Here is a 15,360-nt window from a genome sequence, read left to right as displayed (position 1 = left end):
GATGCCCGCTTCCACCATTTGGCGGAGAGGGCCTTCAGCCGGGCGCGCGGGGCTTGTCCAACGCGCGGCGCCGTTGCTGCGCAGCCAGCCCGCGCGGCATCGTCACCCTGAAGGTCGTGCCCTGTTCGGCATTCGATTCCACGCACATGGTCCCACCGTGGGCCTTGACGATCTCGCGCGAAATGAACAGACCGATGCCGAGGCTGGTACGCTCGGCATCGTCGCTGCCGGTGCCGACCGCGATACGCACCAGCGGGTCGAAAATGCAGGCCAGCTTTTCAGGAGGAATGGCCGGGCCGAGGTTATTGACCGAGATGACGACGTCGCCCGTATCCTCGGCCACGCCGACCTTGACCGGCGCACCCACGCTGCCGTACTGGATCGCATTGCCGATGAGGTTGGAGAGCATCTGGGCGATACGCCCGTCATCGAAAACTGCCTCGATGCCGGCGGGCGCGTGCAGGTCGATGCTGCGCTCCGGATGAAAGGTGCGCAGTTCCCCCACCACTTCTTCGCACACCGCCGCGATGCAGCCCGTCCTGGGCCGGATCGGGATTCCGCGGCCAAGGTGGGTACGCGTGAAGTCGATCAGGTCGTTGATCAGCTTGCTCATCCGCTTGCCGCTGTTGAACATCCGAGTAGCCACGAGCACGTATTTCGGTGCAATGTCATTGGCTTGCATCACGAAGCTCGCGCCGGTGGTCAGGGTCCCCAGCGGATTGCGCAGGTCGTGGCCCAGAATCGCCATGAACATGTTTTGCGACTCCTTGACCAAGCGTTCGTAACGCGCAACCGACTCCGCCAGCGCCTGGTCGACGGCTTCGTTAAAACGGATCATGTCGGCCATGTTCTGTTGTTGGTCTCCCTGGGTCGCCGGTCCCCACAGCGTCAGCACGCTCGATCGCAAGGCCCGGTATTCGGACACGAGCTGCACGGCCGTATATCCCGACAGCAGGCGCGCTTCCGCATGGGCTTCCGCAGCAGTGGCCCCGTTGTCACGCCTGCCCAGTCCCTGGGACTTGGCGTCCCGTTCCGCGTCGGTCTGGGAGGTGGCGAGGTCGGCCGCGAACACCTGCAGCATCGCGCGCGCGTGGTCGCGCAACGCTTCGTCGTCCATGGTGAGCGCAGGCGGCTCGATGGTGCGTGCGAAATCCTCCCATGCCTGCAGAATGGATGCCATATTATCGCCGATGAAATCGGCGAGCCTGTGTGACGTCATATTCAAGCATTCCTGTTTTACCCGATTCCGCGCAATTGGCATCGAAGGGGAATGGCGATGTTAACATCGTTACTGGATATTCCTGGACGAATCCCGTAAGGATTCGCATTTAAAAAATAAATCGAAAATAATTAGGCGCTGGTCGCAAACTCCTGTATCTTATGTCGGGCACTACATCAAGTCCTTGTTATTGTTGGTCTTTCTCTCCCGTCTCGCCAGCTACGCCGGCGGTCCTGTTTGATTTCCTTCGCTATATCTTTTCTTGGTCAATGTGCACCGGGCGTTTTGCCCATGCAATTATTTTCAAGGATTAAAATGACTACTCAAACCGGCACCGTCAAATGGTTCAACGATTCCAAGGGCTTCGGCTTTATTACTCCCGATGCGGGCGGTGGCGACCTGTTCGCCCATTTCCAGGATATTCAATCGGAAGGTTTCAAAAGCCTGTCTGAAAATCAGCGTGTTTCATTCGTACGCTCGAGCAGCCCGAAAGGCGAAAAAGCCGGGAATATCCGTGCGATCTGAGCCGTGATTGCCTTGCGGCCCGCACCACGCAGATAGCGTGGGCGCCGCCGTCGCAATGAAGAGCCCGCCATTCGGCGGGCTCTTGCGTTAACGCGGACATGTCGCAAGAAAGCCTAGTCCGGCAAGCGTGTATCCCGCGCCACCATGTCCTGCAGCGTTTCCTTCGACAGCGCGGGGCTGAAGTAGTATCCCTGCATCTCGTCGCACTGGTGCTTGCGCAGGAAGGCCAGCTGCTCGCGGGTCTCGACGCCTTCGGCAATCACCTTGAGCTTGAGGTTGTGGCCGAGCGCGATGATGGCGCGCGTGATCACGAGGTGGCCGTTGTGGCCGACGTCGCCCAGGAAGGAGCGGTCGATCTTGATGTAGTCGACCGGGAACCTCTGCAGGTGGCTGAGGCTGGAATAGCCGGTGCCGAAATCGTCGATCGACAGGCGCACCCCGAGCGCTTTGAGCTCTTCCAGCGCTTCCCTGGCTTCGTCCGGATGGTCCATCAGCTGGCTTTCCGTGACCTCGAGCTCGAGGTTGCGCGCATCGACGCCGTGGCGCCCCAAGGTAGCGGCCAGGCGTTCGGCGAACTCACGCTGTCGCAGCTGGCGCGCCGACAGGTTCACCGAGATCACGAAGTCCTCGATGCCGAGCATCCGCATGGCTTTCAGGGCGCCGCAGGCTTCGTCGATGACCCATTCACCGAGCGGCACGATGAGGCCGGTCTCCTCCGCCACGGGAATGAAGCGGTCGGGCGCGATCACGCCGTCCACCGGATGACGCCAGCGCACCAGGGCCTCGGCTCCCACCACCTTGCCGGTGCGCAGGTCGACCTTGGGCTGGTAGTCCAGCACCATCTGGTGCTCGCGGATCGCGCGGCTCAGGCTCGCTTCCAGCAGCAGGTGCTCGTGCACGATCTGGTTCAGTTCCTCTGAATAGAACTGGAGGTTGTTCTTGCCGAGGGTCTTGGCGTGGTACATGGCGGCGTCGGCGGCGCGCAGGATCCTGTCGGCGTTGTCGCCATCGTCGGGGAAGAGGCTGACGCCGATGCTGGTGCCGGGGAAGATCTCCTGCTCGCCGGCGTGGACCGGGCGCATGACGCTGCGGCGCACCCGCTCGAGCAGGTCGGCCAGGCGCTCCCGGCTGGCGACATGACAGACCAGCAGGACGAACTCGTCGCCGCCGAAGCGGGCGATGGTGTCTTCCTCGCGCATGTTCTCGCTGAGGCGCTGGGCGATCTCGCGCAGCACCGCGTCGCCCGCGTCATGGCCGAAGTTGTCGTTGATGTGCTTGAAATTGTCGAGGTCGAGGAAGGCCAGCGCGCCGCAGCTCTCGCTGCGCATGGCGTGCTCGATCGCGCTGCGCAGCCTTTCCTGCAGCAGGGTGCGGTTGGCCAGGCCGGTGAGCGGATCGTGGTGGGCCAGGTGGTGCAGGCGGCGCTCGTAGTGGCGCGCCTCGGTGATGTCGTTGATGACGCCGACGAAGTGCGTGATCTCGCCGTCGAGGTTGGCCACCGGGTCGATGCGCAGGTCGTTCCAGAAGATCTCGCCGTTCTTGCGCAGGTTGCGCAGCACCGCGCGCACGCCCTCCTTGCGCTTGAGCGCCTCGCGGATGCGGCCCCGCTCCTCGAGGTCGTGGCCGTCGGCGCGCATGAAGCGCGGGTCCTTGCCCTTGATCTCGGCGAGCGCATAGCCGGTGATCTGCTCGAAGGCCGGGTTGACGTATTCGATGCGGTGCTCGCCCTCCTCGCACTGGGTGATCACGATCGCGTTCAGGCTCGAGGTGATGGCGCGTTCGCGCACCAGCATCGCGTGCTCGCTGTGCTTACGCGCCGTGATGTCGAGGCCGGTGCCGAACACGCAGGGCACGTTGCCCAGGCTGGTGCGCGCGCACTGGAACAGGAAGGCGGTGCGCTTGCCGTTCTTGCCGATCATCTCGGCCTCGTGCCAGGAGCCGCCTTGCTCGAAGGCGCTGAGGATCTTGTCGACGACCGCCGGGCGATCCTTCTCGTCGAAGAAGAACTTGACGTTGGTGGTGGGCAACTCCTCGGGCTGCATCTCCAGCGCTTCCTCGAGCTGGCGGTTCCACAGCAGCAGGTGGCCGCTCTGGTCGATGACGTAGAACACGCAGGGCAGCGCCTCGATGATGTCGCCCACCGGCAGGTCCTGGATCAGGGCGTAGCGCGGCGGCAGCTCGCCGGCGCGCGGGATCACGATCACGCTATAGGTACCGGGCTGCTCGGGATCGAGCGACTGGGGCGCCACCATGACCCGCACCGGCAGGCGGCGGCCGTCGGCGCAGACCAGCACGGCCTCGTTCTCGGCATCGGCGCGCGCCGCCATGCGCGGGTGCGCGCCCGGAGGATCGTCGAACTCGATGATGCGTTCGATGGTCATGCCGTGGATGGTGGCCGCGTCGTAGCCGGCCAGCTTTTCGCAAGCCTTGTTCCAGCTGGCGACGGCGCCGGAAGCATCGACGACGAAGACGGCGAGTGGCAGGGGCGAGAGGTTCAAGGGGTCTCCAGCGTGTCCAGGTATCCGGGCTCTCCAGGCCGGCGGGAGCGCCGCTGCGGGCCGCAGCGGCCAATCCGTAAATACATGATAGCGCAGCAATCCGTCGCAGGCGAATGCAAGCTGTTGTCGTGCGGCACAGGGCGCCGGACGCCGCGCACCGTACAATGCGGCCTGGACGGATACAGGACAGAAGATGGCAACGATCAACCCGGCGGAAGTCGAGTTCAGCGCGATCCGGGCGCAAGGCCCGGGCGGGCAGAACGTCAACAAGGTATCGTGCGCGGTGCATGCGCGCTTCGACGTTACGGCCTCGTCGCTGCCCGATCACATCAAGGAACGCCTGCTGGCGCTGCGCGACGGACGCATCACCCAGGAAGGCGTGATCGTCCTGAAAGCCCAGGCTTCGCGCAGCCTGGAACAGAACAAGCTCGACGCCTTGCAGCGCCTGCAGGCGCTGGTCGATGAAGCCGGCGTGGTGCGGGCCGTGCGCCGCCCGACCCGGCCGACCCGCGGTTCGCAGCTGCGGCGCCTGGACTCTAAGGCACGAAGCGGCCGCATCAAGGCGCTGCGCGGCAAGGTCGGCGACTAGCGCAGCTTCCCTTGAGTGTCACCCCTGGGTGTCAGGTCTGACAATCGGACACGGCCTCGACATTGGCAGCCGGGTTATGGTTGAGACCGTGTCTAAATGTCAGACCTGACACCCGGGCGTTGCGTAAGGCACGAAGCGGCCGCATCAAGGCGCTGCGCGGCAAGGTCGGCGACTAGCGCATCTTCCCACTGGGTGTCACCCCTGGGTGTCAGGTCTGACAATCGGACACGGCCTCGACATTGGCAGCCGGTTTTTGGTTGAGACCGTGTCTAAATGTCAGACCTGACACTCGGGCGTTGTGCCCTGGGTGTCACCCCTGGGTGTCAGGTCTGACAATCGGACACGGCCTCGACATTGGCAGCCGGGTTATGGTTGAGACCGTGTCTAGATGTCAGACCTGACACCCGGGCGTTGTGCTGATGGGAGAAGGAAGGCGCGGTATCATCGGAGGACTCCTGCTCAACCATTTGCCTGGATAGCATGAACCCATTCGAGCTCTCCCCTTCCCTGCATGCTGCACTGGACCGGCCGGTCTGGTCGTCCCTGAACGGCGGCCACCGCCATCTCGCCCTCGGCGGGCCGCTGGCGCAGCGCTACCCACGCGACATCGGTCCCTTTGCCGCGCTGGCGAGCGAGGATCTGCCTGCCTGGATGGCGCTGGCGGAGCTGTTGCTGCCCGGCGAGGCGGTCATGCTGGTCACCCCTGGCGCAAGCGAGGCCCCTGGCGCGTCGGGACTGGTTTCCACGCCGCTCGAGCCGGTGCTGCAGATGGTGGCCACGCGCGAGCTGCCGTCCGCGTCCCTGCCCGTCGAGGTGCTGAATGAGGCGGATGCGGAAGCGATGCGGCTGCTTGCCGGGCTGACCAATCCGGGACCGTTTGCCGCGCGTACCCATCGACTCGGCGAATTCATTGGCATCCGCGAAGGCGGGGAGCTGGCGGCGATGACGGGAGAGCGGATGCGCCCGGATGGTGCGGTCGAGGTGAGTGCCGTCTGCGTGCATCCGGCGCACCGGGGCAAGGCCTATGCGCGCCATCTGTTGGCGGAGCGGACCCGGCGCATCGCGGCTGGCGGCCGCCTGCCTTTCCTGCACGTCTATCCCAGTAACCTCGGGGCGATCGCGCTGTATGAGTCGCTGGGCTATGTGGTGCGCAACCAGTTGCACCTGACGCGGGTGATGCCGGCCGCCTGAAATGTTCAGGTGCGCAGGAGCTGGAGCAGCTGCTCGATGCGGTAGGGCTTGGCGAGGAAGAGGCGCTTGAGCGGCTGGCCCCGGGTCATGTCCGGCGCCATATAGCCCGATGCCAGTACGACCTTTACTTTGGGATAGTGCTCGTCGATTTGCTCGGCCAGTTCAAGGCCGTTCATGCCGGGCATCATGACATCGCTGACCACGGCGTCGATGTCGCGATGGGCGGCCAGCATGAGCAGGGCATCGGCGGCCGAGTAGGCGACGATGGCTTCCAGACCATGGGCCGCCAGCAGGACTTCGGCCATGTCCGCGACATCGGGCTCGTCGTCGACGACCAGCACCTTGCGGATGCGACCCACCGCCTCTCCCGCCTCCTGTCCGGACGCATAAGCGCCGCCGGGCTCCTGGGGCGGCTGCCCCTTGCCCGCGAACGTGCGGCTGTACATTGCTCCGAACACTTGACCTCCGTCGTGGAATGGCTGGCTGTCCACGCATGGCTGCGCATGCGGCGGATGGGCATAGTATCGGACAAGATGGGTAATCGAAGCGCCCGGTTAACACTGCGGCCGCGAGGTGCAGCGTGGAACGGGTTGCTGGCATGCGGCTCCATCGGCCTTTATTTTCCCTGCTAGACGATGCCGAACATGTAATACAGGGCGATCACCAGCAGTACGGCCGATGAGACGACCAGGACCGTCATCATGAAGATATCCCGGTAGGACTGCCGGTGCGTCAGCCCTGTCACGGTCAGCAGGGCCCACTGCCTGGATAACGGCTTTGACAATTGCTTGGGAAAATCTCGACAGCTCGATCAGCTTGCCGAATACCGCTCCCAGCACGAAGACGGGAAAATACAGCTTGACGAAAGCGACCAGCTTTTCCATGAAGACGCCGCTGAACATCGCCGGCACGGATGCGGATCGGTCACGAGCACGCCGAGCATGGCGCAAACCGAGGGCCGCACCAGCCTGGCGATCGGCCTGGCGTTTGTCTGCGCCTGCCTGCTGCTCGCCGAGCTTGCGGTGACCGTCATGACAGGACCTGCCCGGTCGATCATCCGCGAAAGCCTGACCATCATCGGTTGGGTTGCGATGTGGCGGCCCGTACAGATCTTCCTGTACGACTGGTGGCCGCTCAAAGGCCGCATCCGGGTATTCGACAACCTGCGTTTTGCCCGCGTCACCGTCGTCCAGGCCTGACGTCGCCTGCACGTGTCCGCTAGCCGAACAGCCCATGCAAATACCAGCGCGGCTCGGCATCCACGCCGGACCCGACGATGCGTTCGCGGTAGATCCAGTACAGCGTATGGTCCTGCCCTTCCGCGATGAAATAGTCGCGCGTCTGCGTCTCGCTCCACCAGCCCGCCTCGATGCGTTCGGGCGTCGAGGCGACCTTGAGCGGTGAACCATAGAAGGGCCGGTGGTTGCGCATCAGCAGTGCGATCGGCTTGGCCAGCAGCCAGCTCGGGCGCGGCAGGCTGGCCACATCCACCGGCAGGCGCGCCGCCCGCTCGGCGGGCCGCACCTTCTGCTGCACCGGCACCCATTCGTTGGCGACCTCGGGCCGGTAGTCGGCCTGCGGCAGCGCCTGCAGCACGTTTTCCGGCCCCAGGCGCGCCACCAGCAGCTCGAGCATGCGCATGCGGTCTTCCTCCGTGCCGCCGGGCTCGGGAAACAGCGACTCCGTGGGCGGCGCCATGGCCCGCACCTGCAGCGCTTCCAGCGCCAGCCCGATCACGGGTGCGGGCAATTCCTGCTTGGCCAGGCGTTCCCTCAAGAGACGCATCAGGTGCTCGTCGCGCCAGGTGGGCTCGGCCAGGGCGATCTCGAGCGGCGTGGGCGGCATCGCCACCCGCCCCCGTTCGTGCTCCATCAAGAGGGTGATGCGCTCGACCGCCAACTGGCGCGCGCACAGCCAGCCGACCAGCTGCAGCACCAGGTGGCCGGCGCCGGCCAGCAGCAGATCGGCCTGCTCGATGCGGTGGAACAGTTCCAGCCGGGCGCGGAAGCTCTCGGGCGGCGCCACCCAGTCGAACAGTTCCGGACACAGGCCATAGGCGGCATCGAGCATGTCGAGCAGCTCGCGTCCGCAGCGGCGCTGCAGGCCGGGACGCGGCAGGCGGCGCAGCTCACCCAGACGCTCGCAGCCCAGGCCTTCGAACCAGGCCGCATACAGCCGCGCCGGCGGCAGCAGCCCCACCGGGAGACGGTCCAGCCGGCGTTCGAGCGAGGCCATGCGCAGGGAGCGTCCCGGCACGCGGCCGCCGCCCTGCCCCTGCTGATGCCCGCCGTAACGCGCCAGCAGCCAGGCCGCGCGCGCCGTGGGCGCACAGCTGACCGCGGCGCTGAAGCCGAGCGCGCGCAGGCTGGCGCGGACCCGTGCGCACAGGGCGCGGATGCCGCCGAACAGGCGCAGGCTGGCGCCGATGTCCATCAGGAGCGTCGCCTCTTCGGCCAGCGCGACCTGGGGCGTGTACTGCAGCATCGCCAGCGCCACCGCGTCCAGGGCCTCGGCCTCGCGCGCCGGGTCGCGCTCATACAGGCGCGCCTCGGGCAGGAGCATCAGGACGCCGCCCCGCCGCATGCCGCGCCCGATGCCCGCCGCGCGCGCTACTGGAGACAGGGCCAGCACGCGCTCCTGCTCCAGCACCACGCTGCCGGGGTCACTGCACCAGTTGGGGCTGAAGACCTCGAGCGGCAGCTGGGACAGGGACAGGCCGATCCACAAACGCATGTCGTTGCAATAAAGAAGGAGTAAGGGGCAGGAACAGCGGCGCATCGCGCTGCGGTCCCCGGCGTTTGACGAAGTCGATGCTCATGCCGCCGGCCGCCGGGCGCAGCGCGAGGCGCAGCGGCGCGGGCGAAGCGTCTTGCGCCGCGGCCAGCGGGCGCAGCATGAAGAACAGGGTTTCGCCATGCTGGGCCGCCAGGTGCAGGCGGCGCAGGCTTTCGCCGCGCATATGGTTGGCCCAGAACAGCAAGGCGCCGCAACTGCCGCTGCGCAGCACCTGCTCGGCCGCCCACAGGGCGTCGGCGCTGCGCTGCGTACGCAGCCACAGCAGTTGCGAAGGCGGCAGGCCCAGCGCGGCCAGCGCCAGGGCTTGCGGGGGATGCGGCGGCTGCAGCAGGACGATGCGGCGCTCGGCGCAGGCCTGCAGGGCCGGACGCAGCAGGCGCATCTCGCCGATGCCGGGCTGCTGCTGCAGCAGTTCGACGAGGGTGCCGACCGGCCAGCCGCCGCCGGGCAACTGGGACGAGAGCGGCGCATGCCCCGTATCGACGCAGCGCGTGCTGCCCCGCGCCAGCTGCGATGCCCGCCAGAGCGCGGGGTGCAGGGCTTCCGGCGCAGTGGAAATGGATGAGCAGATCATAGGGTGTTGGCAAAATATACTGTATAAACATACAGTACTCGCTGAGCCCGGATTTGGCAAGGTGTATTCAAACCGGCTATACCAGTTATTGATTGGTATTGACAGAAGCTAAAGGTGTCGCATCCTCCTGAAAGTCAGGCCCGGCGCGGTAAACGTGGAATAATGTTGGCTTCTTCATTAGCAGCAAGACAATGACCAATCTGTCTCCCGCACGCCACGGAGTGCATCCGTGACCACGATCCAGCTCGTCGGCGCCATCCTGTTCGCCATCGCCCTCGTCCATACCTTTTCCACCAAGCTGTTTCACTCCCTGGCCCAGCGCCACCCGCGCCACGCCGGCCTCTTCCACCTGCTGGGCGAAGTCGAAGTCGTGTTCGGCTTCTGGGCCTTCGTGCTGGTGCTCGCCATGGCCCTGCTGGCCGGGAGCGGGAGCGCGATCGGCTACGTCGAATCGCGGCACTATACCGAACCGCTGTTCGTCTTCGTGGTGATGGTGATCGCCGCCTCGCGCCCGGTGCTGGACGCCGTGCGCGACCTGCTCGCCCTGCTGGCGAGACTGGCCCCGGTGCGCACCGAGGTGGCGCTGTGCTGGCTCGGCCTGGCCCTGGTGCCGCTGGCGGGCTCCCTGATCACCGAGCCGGCCGCGATGACGCTGGCGGCCCTGATGCTGGCGCCCCAGGTGTTCCGGCCCGGCATTCCCGAGTGGATGAAGTACGGCGCGCTCGGCGTCCTGTTCGTCAACGTCTCGATCGGCGGCACCCTCACCTCCTATGCCGCGCCGCCGGTGCTGATGGTGGCCGGCGCCTGGGGCTGGGACAGCGCCTTCATGGCCTCCACCTTCGGCTGGCGCGCCGCGGTGGCGGTGTGCTTCAACGCGACCGTCATCACCCTGCTGCTGCGCCCGCACCTGGCGCCGGGCGCGGTGGTCGAAGACGTCAGGATGCCCTGGGTGGTGTCAGGCGTGCACCTGGCCCTGCTCGCCGGCGTGGTGCTGCTGGCCCACCATCCGGTGCTGTTCATCGGCCTGTTCCTGCTCTTCCTCGGCTATACCCAGGCCTATCCCAAGCACCAGTCGCCGCTGATCCTGAAGGAAGGCCTGCTGGTGGGCTTCTTCCTGGCCGGCCTGGTGGTGCTGGGCGGCATGCAGCAATGGTGGTTGCAGCCACTGGTGTCGAGCCTGGAGCCGACCGCCCTGTTCTTCGGCGCGCTGGCCCTCACGGCAATCACCGATAATGCGGCCCTGACCTACCTCGGTTCGCTGATCGAGGGACTGTCCGACCACGCCAAGTACATGCTGGTGGCCGGCGCGGTCGGCGGCGGCGGGCTGACCGTGATCGCCAACGCCCCGAATCCGGCCGGCGCCGCCCTGCTGCGCGACGGTTTCGATGGCGGCTCGATCGGCATGGGCGGCTTGTTCCTGGGCGCGCTGGGCCCGACCTGCGTGGCGGCGGCGCTGTTCCTCCTGTAAGACCTGAAAGGGAAAGCAATGGACGACGACATCCTGGTAAGCAAGGCCGGCACCATCGAACGCTGCTGCCGGCGCGCCCGCGAGGAATACGAGAAGGACCCGACCACGTTCGTGAGCGACGTCACGCGCCAGGATGCGGCCACCCTCAACGTCATCCGCGCCTGGGAAGCGGCCATCGAGATGGGAGATTACGTGATCGGCAATGCCCGGCTCGGCCTGCCGCACGACGAGCGCGAAGTCATCACCCTGCTGGCCGAGCATGGCTGGATCGAAGCGACCCTGGCCGAGGACCTCAAGCGCACGGGCGAATTCTGCCGCGCGGAATGGGATTACCAGGAGGCGCCGCTGCCGGCGCTGGTGACCATCATCAAGCGCGGGCTGGATGATTTCGGGGTGTATGCGCAGGCGCTGGTGGCGGGTGCGGGGACGCCGACGTAGGGTGGACGGCTCCACCCGGCAATCAGATCAGCCTGCTCCTTGAACGCCGTCCGCGCGTTCAACTTCCCTCCGAACAGACGGAGCGGCTATTCACAAGCTGCCTGAACGCGTGGGCGGAGGACCGCCCACCCTACGAATCAGCGGTAGGACATGTGTGCGGGCACTGCAGGCTTTTGCGTCGACAGCGCCACGATCGCACTGCCCGCCGCCACGACCAGCGCATCCTCGATCAGGCCGCTCTTGGTCTGCCCGATCTTCGCCATCGCCTGCTTGCGGCCGGCCAGGGTCAGGTAGGCCAGCGGGACGGCGGTCGCGATCGCAACGGCCGCGCCGGCCTTTTCCTTTCCGCGCGGCGCCAGGGCGGCGCCGGCGATCCCGGCGCTCATCACGCGCGCCAACAGTCCCAAGAAGACCGTGCGGTCGGGCGCCGTCTTCATCTTGTCGCCGGCCAGTTCACCGAGGCCCATGGCGAGGGCGCCGTACTTGAACATGGGACGGTCCAGCAGGAACAGTTCTCCCGGCGTCTTGCGATGCGCAAGGCGCGCCGTCGCAATGGTGGCCATGGGGGTCATCGACCGGGCGCTGGCGACGGCGCCGATCAGGACGGAAGACAGCAGGCTGCGCATATTCATTGTTTCCTACTCCTACTCAGGTTGAAATTCCTTTTGCCGGCACGCCCTGGGGCTCCGGCTCGTGCACATCGTCGACTTCCACCGGCTCGGCCGCGATCTTCTCGTCCGCCAGCGCGTGGTCTTCCGCGTCGGCCTCCAGTCCCTCCTGCTCCATGCCGTTGGCGCGGTCGTAGGTGAGCTCGACCAGCATCGGGAAGTGGTCGGAGCCGAAGGACGGCAGGCGCCTGATGAAGGACAGCGTGAAATGCTGGCTGTGGAACAGGTGGTCCAGCGGCCAGCGCGCGAACCAGAAGTCGGCGTGGAAGGTATTGAACATGCCGCGCCCGATACGCGGATCGAGCAGGCCGGAAATCTTGCGGAACAGCCGCGTCGTGGTCGACCACGCCACGTCGTTCAGGTCGCCGGCGACGATGACCGGGGTGTCGAGCCCCGCCACGCTCTTGGCCACCACCAGCAGCTCGGCGTCGCGCTGGGTCGATTCCTCGTGCTCGGTCGGGCTGGGTGGCGTCGGGTGCAGGAAGTGCATACGCACCTTGTGGCCGGATTTCAGTGTCACGAGGGTATGCATGGAGGGGATGTCGTCTTCCACCAGGAACTGGATTTCGCTGTCCTCCAGCGGCAGGCGCGAATACACGTGCATGCCGTACAGATTGTCGAGCGGGCACTTGATGGAGTACGGGTAGTCGGGGTCGAACACGTCCAGGCGCTCCTGCCACCAGGAATCCGTTTCCAGGGTCACGAAGATGTGGGGCTGGTGCTCGCGGATCAGGGCGATCAGGCCGTCCGTGTTGCGGTTCGGGGTCAGGACGTTGGCCGTCAGGATGCGGATCTGGCGGTCGGGCACGCCGCCGACGGTCTGCTTGACCTCATTCGGAAAGGGCTTCGTGTACGGGATGATCCACCAGGCCTGGTAGGCCAGGCAGGCCGCGTTGACGAACGCCAGCAGCTGGAACAGGCTGTCGCTCCAGTCGAGCAGGACGCACTGCGCCGCCAGCACCACCAGCGACAGGATGGCCAGCTGCAGGCGCGGGAAATCGAGGTCGCGGATCCACCATTTCGTACAGCGCGACAGCGGCAGCAAGGTCGCGCAAACGATCAGGGCAACGAGAATCTCGAAGGTCGGAAACATGGCGGCGTAGTGGCGTGAACACTCGTAACAGAATGCAATGTCACGAGCATGCACCGTTCCAACGCAACAGTCTGTGCGCTAGCGTGCACAACGCGGATGCCTCAGCCCAGCCGGCCGACCAGGATCAGGGACACCGGCTTGCCGGTCTCGGGATGCAGCGGCTCGCGCATCTCCACGGGGCGCAGGCCGTGGGCCGTGAACAGGCCGAGCCAGCTTGATACCGTTCGGAAATACCACGGCGGCGCGTCGGCGAAACCGCTGTTGAAGCCGGCCCAGCTGCCGCTGCGCCAGCCATCCTGGTAGGCGGCGTCGCCACAGGACGCCAGCGGGTGCACCGTCTGCACGACCAGGGCGCCGCCCTTGCGCAGGTAGGTCGGCGCGGCGCGGAACAGGCCGTCGACGGCCTCCTTGCCGATGAGGGAGAAATTACACACGGCCAGGTCGACCGCCAGATCGAGCTCGCCCGCCGCGATCTGCTCATAGGACAGCTGCCGGAACTCGCCGCCGCCGGCCAGCCGGGCCGCCTCCACCAGTTCGGGAACGGCGTCGACCCCGACCATGCGCACTTCCGGCAGCGCACGCACCAGCCAGCCTTCGCCGCAGCCGAGGTCGACCGCCGTGCGCGGATGCCGGGCGCGCACCGCCTCGACGATGGCGGCATTGGTGACCAGCACGCGCGAGGCGATTTCGTTCTCGCGTACGGCCGTCACCCAGGGATCGGCATTGCGGGACCAGGAAGCGAGGACGGCGGCGTCGTTGTGCGAAGACATGCGACTCTCCAGAAAGTTCCTCGCATTATGCACGGCACTGTCGTATTACAGAACCTTACATAAAATCCTCTCCTTGCCGCCTTCTCAACCGTTGCCCGGGCTTGTACCATAGACCCTGTCCAGAACAAGCAGAAAGAGCACCATGAATTTCAGCACCATCCTGCGCGCACTTGGCCTTGCCGCCTTCGCAGCCGCTGCCGCCGCCCCGGTCCAGGCCGACAGCTTCACCTCCTCGGCCTCCAGCGCGGGCTCGGCCTCCTCGGCCAGCATTTCCGACAGCATTTCCGATTCCTTCGGCAGCTCCAGCAACTCGGGCGAAGAAAAGCGCGTGGCCGCGGGCGAGTACCGCGTGATCGACGTGGCCCAGGCCCCGGCAAAGCCGGACGCCACCCGCATGACCCTGCGCGCCACCGCCGCCGGCGCCACCCGCGAATTCCACCTCGACGTGCCGAACCGCGCCCTGGCCGCCCGCCCTGTCGCCACGGGCGAACTGGTGCAGGTGAACGAACGCGCCTACGGCTACGAGTTCGCCCACGCCGACACCAAACGCTCCTTCTTCCTGGCCCTGCAGGACGACTGGTACCGCGAACTGGGTTCCCGCAAAGTCACGATCTAAATGTTTGTCCGCTCGGCCCTCGCCGTCCTCCTCCTGACGGCGAGCGCGGGCGCATGGGCAGGCCTGCCCACCTTCTGCGAACGCTCGACCGATATCTCGGCCGCCGAGCAGGACCGCGTGCTGCGCTTCGCCGGCGCCGTCAAGGACGAGTTGAATCGTTCCGGATCGCGCGTCGCCGTGATCGCCCGCGCCGGACTCGACCTGAGCCGCTTCGGCCTGCTCTACTCCCACGCCGGCATCGCCCTGCGCGACAATCCCGGCGGTCCCTGGGCCGTGCGCCAGCTCTACTACGCCTGCGAGGAATCGCGTCCCCAGCTCTTCGACCAGGGCATCTCCGGTTTCGCGCTCGGGGCCGATGCCCCTTCGCGCGGTCACATCGCCCTGCTGTTCCCGCCCGAAGAAGCCGCGGCTCCGCTGGAGCAGGCCGCGCTCGACAAGCGCCTGGCCCTGTCCCTGCTGGCCGGTAAGTACAGCGCCAACGCCTATGCCTTCGGCACCCGCTACCAGAACTGCAACGGCTGGGTGGCGGAGATGATTGCCAGCGCCTGGGGCCGGCTGGATACGGGCGAACATGCGCGCAAGGATGCACGAGTAAGCGCCCAGCAATGGCTGCGCGAACAGGGCTACACGGCAGGCCCCGTCAGGATTCCCTCGCACTGGCTGATGTTCGCCGGGCAGTTCGTGCCCCTGGTGCATCTGAACGACCATCCGCTCGAGGATGCCCATGCGCTGGCCCTGCACGTGAGCGTGCCGGCCTCGATCGAGGCCTTCGTCCACAAGCAGGCGCCGCAGACCAGGCGGGTCGAGCTCTGCCACGCCAACGGCCGCATCGTCGTGCGGCGCGGCTGGGAGCCGCTGGGCGCCGCCTGCGAACCGGGTCCTGGCGACGAGGTCATCCCCATGGCGCCCTGAAGG

At 66.3% G+C, this 15,360-nt stretch carries 17 protein-coding genes and 1 pseudogene; 8 read left to right on the top strand and 10 right to left on the bottom strand.

Annotation, left to right across the window (positions count from 1 at the left end):
• Positions 1–34 precede the first annotated feature (34 nt).
• The gene (locus ACQ7JA_RS14045) at positions 35–1,219 is read right to left on the bottom strand and encodes an ATP-binding protein (RefSeq protein WP_430898691.1); all 1,185 of its coding nucleotides are present in this window, start codon (positions 1,217–1,219) and stop codon (positions 35–37) included.
• A 315-nt stretch (positions 1,220–1,534) separates the two neighbouring features.
• Between ACQ7JA_RS14045 and ACQ7JA_RS14040 the strand changes: the two genes are divergently transcribed.
• Positions 1,535–1,744 (top strand): cold-shock protein, encoded by a 210-nt coding sequence (locus ACQ7JA_RS14040; RefSeq protein ID WP_430898689.1) that lies wholly within the window; start codon positions 1,535–1,537, stop codon positions 1,742–1,744.
• 113 nt (positions 1,745–1,857) lie between these two features.
• Here ACQ7JA_RS14040 and ACQ7JA_RS14035 read toward each other — a convergent pair whose 3' ends face one another.
• Positions 1,858–4,242: a sensor domain-containing protein gene (locus ACQ7JA_RS14035; protein ID WP_430898687.1), complete on the bottom strand. Its 2,385-nt coding sequence runs from the start codon at positions 4,240–4,242 to the stop codon at positions 1,858–1,860.
• 193 nt (positions 4,243–4,435) lie between these two features.
• On the opposite strand from ACQ7JA_RS14035, the gene arfB reads away from it, so the two are divergent.
• Together arfB and ACQ7JA_RS14025 are read left to right on the top strand one after the other, a co-directional pair.
• Entirely contained in the window at positions 4,436–4,831 is a 396-nt protein-coding gene (gene arfB, locus ACQ7JA_RS14030) for an alternative ribosome rescue aminoacyl-tRNA hydrolase ArfB (protein WP_430898685.1), read from the top strand.
• A gap of 480 nt (positions 4,832–5,311) precedes the next feature.
• Complete coding sequence (locus ACQ7JA_RS14025) at positions 5,312–6,022, top strand: GNAT family N-acetyltransferase (RefSeq protein ID WP_430898683.1); 711 nt, start codon at positions 5,312–5,314, stop codon at positions 6,020–6,022.
• A gap of 5 nt (positions 6,023–6,027) precedes the next feature.
• Here ACQ7JA_RS14025 and ACQ7JA_RS14020 read toward each other — a convergent pair whose 3' ends face one another.
• The 3 genes and pseudogenes from ACQ7JA_RS14020 to ACQ7JA_RS14010 all read right to left on the bottom strand — a co-directional run.
• Positions 6,028–6,468 (bottom strand): response regulator, encoded by a 441-nt coding sequence (locus tag ACQ7JA_RS14020; protein ID WP_430898681.1) that lies wholly within the window; start codon positions 6,466–6,468, stop codon positions 6,028–6,030.
• Positions 6,469–6,650: 182 nt separating this feature from the next.
• Positions 6,651–6,806 carry a hypothetical protein gene (locus tag ACQ7JA_RS14015; protein WP_430898990.1) on the bottom strand — a complete coding sequence of 52 codons (156 nt, stop codon included), beginning with the start codon at positions 6,804–6,806 and terminating at the stop codon, positions 6,651–6,653.
• A pseudogene (locus ACQ7JA_RS14010) lies at positions 6,739–6,974 on the bottom strand (GntP family permease); the annotation flags it as partial. The pseudogene ACQ7JA_RS14010 and the gene ACQ7JA_RS14015, both read right to left, overlap by 68 nt.
• Here ACQ7JA_RS14010 and ACQ7JA_RS14005 point away from each other — a divergent pair.
• Entirely contained in the window at positions 6,964–7,221 is a 258-nt protein-coding gene (locus tag ACQ7JA_RS14005) for a hypothetical protein (protein ID WP_430898679.1), read from the top strand. The pseudogene ACQ7JA_RS14010 and the gene ACQ7JA_RS14005 overlap by 11 nt on opposite strands.
• Positions 7,222–7,240: 19 nt before the next feature.
• On the opposite strand, the gene ACQ7JA_RS14000 is transcribed toward ACQ7JA_RS14005, so the two are convergent.
• Positions 7,241–8,755 carry a Y-family DNA polymerase gene (locus ACQ7JA_RS14000; RefSeq protein WP_430898677.1) on the bottom strand — a complete coding sequence of 505 codons (1,515 nt, stop codon included), beginning with the start codon at positions 8,753–8,755 and terminating at the stop codon, positions 7,241–7,243.
• Positions 8,685–9,392, bottom strand: a complete 708-nt coding sequence (imuA, locus tag ACQ7JA_RS13995; RefSeq protein ID WP_430898675.1) for a translesion DNA synthesis-associated protein ImuA — start codon at positions 9,390–9,392, stop codon at positions 8,685–8,687. Before imuA ends, ACQ7JA_RS14000 begins: the two co-directional genes overlap by 71 nt.
• A 229-nt stretch (positions 9,393–9,621) precedes the next feature.
• On the opposite strand from imuA, the gene ACQ7JA_RS13990 reads away from it, so the two are divergent.
• Positions 9,622–10,860 carry a putative Na+/H+ antiporter gene (locus ACQ7JA_RS13990; protein WP_430898673.1) on the top strand — a complete coding sequence of 413 codons (1,239 nt, stop codon included), beginning with the start codon at positions 9,622–9,624 and terminating at the stop codon, positions 10,858–10,860.
• A gap of 18 nt (positions 10,861–10,878) precedes the next feature.
• On the top strand, positions 10,879–11,298 hold the full coding sequence (gene hepT, locus ACQ7JA_RS13985; RefSeq protein ID WP_430898671.1) for a type VII toxin-antitoxin system HepT family RNase toxin: 420 nt from the start codon (positions 10,879–10,881) through the stop codon (positions 11,296–11,298).
• 137 nt (positions 11,299–11,435) lie between these two features.
• Here the strand turns inward: hepT and ACQ7JA_RS13980 are convergent, their stop codons facing one another.
• The 3 genes from ACQ7JA_RS13980 to ACQ7JA_RS13970 form a co-directional block, all read right to left on the bottom strand.
• The gene (locus ACQ7JA_RS13980; protein WP_430898669.1) at positions 11,436–11,930 is read right to left on the bottom strand and encodes a hypothetical protein; all 495 of its coding nucleotides are present in this window, start codon (positions 11,928–11,930) and stop codon (positions 11,436–11,438) included.
• 16 nt (positions 11,931–11,946) lie between these two features.
• A complete protein-coding gene (locus ACQ7JA_RS13975) occupies positions 11,947–13,059 on the bottom strand; it encodes an endonuclease/exonuclease/phosphatase family protein (RefSeq protein WP_430898667.1) in 1,113 nt (370 codons plus the stop codon).
• Positions 13,060–13,160: 101 nt separating this feature from the next.
• The gene (locus ACQ7JA_RS13970; protein WP_430898665.1) at positions 13,161–13,829 is read right to left on the bottom strand and encodes a class I SAM-dependent methyltransferase; all 669 of its coding nucleotides are present in this window, start codon (positions 13,827–13,829) and stop codon (positions 13,161–13,163) included.
• A 142-nt stretch (positions 13,830–13,971) separates the two neighbouring features.
• Here ACQ7JA_RS13970 and ACQ7JA_RS13965 point away from each other — a divergent pair, with 142 nt between their 5' ends.
• Together ACQ7JA_RS13965 and ACQ7JA_RS13960 are read left to right on the top strand one after the other, a co-directional pair.
• On the top strand, positions 13,972–14,445 hold the full coding sequence (locus tag ACQ7JA_RS13965) for a hypothetical protein (RefSeq protein WP_430898663.1): 474 nt from the start codon (positions 13,972–13,974) through the stop codon (positions 14,443–14,445).
• Positions 14,446–15,357: a DUF2145 domain-containing protein gene (locus ACQ7JA_RS13960; RefSeq protein WP_430898661.1), complete on the top strand. Its 912-nt coding sequence runs from the start codon at positions 14,446–14,448 to the stop codon at positions 15,355–15,357. It begins immediately after the preceding gene.
• Positions 15,358–15,360 lie beyond the last annotated feature (3 nt).

It is taken from the genome of Massilia sp. BKSP1R2A-1 (assembly GCF_050586525.1).
Lineage (GTDB): Bacteria > Pseudomonadota > Gammaproteobacteria > Burkholderiales > Burkholderiaceae_D > Telluria.
This window is presented reverse-complemented; position numbering and strand designations above follow the sequence as displayed.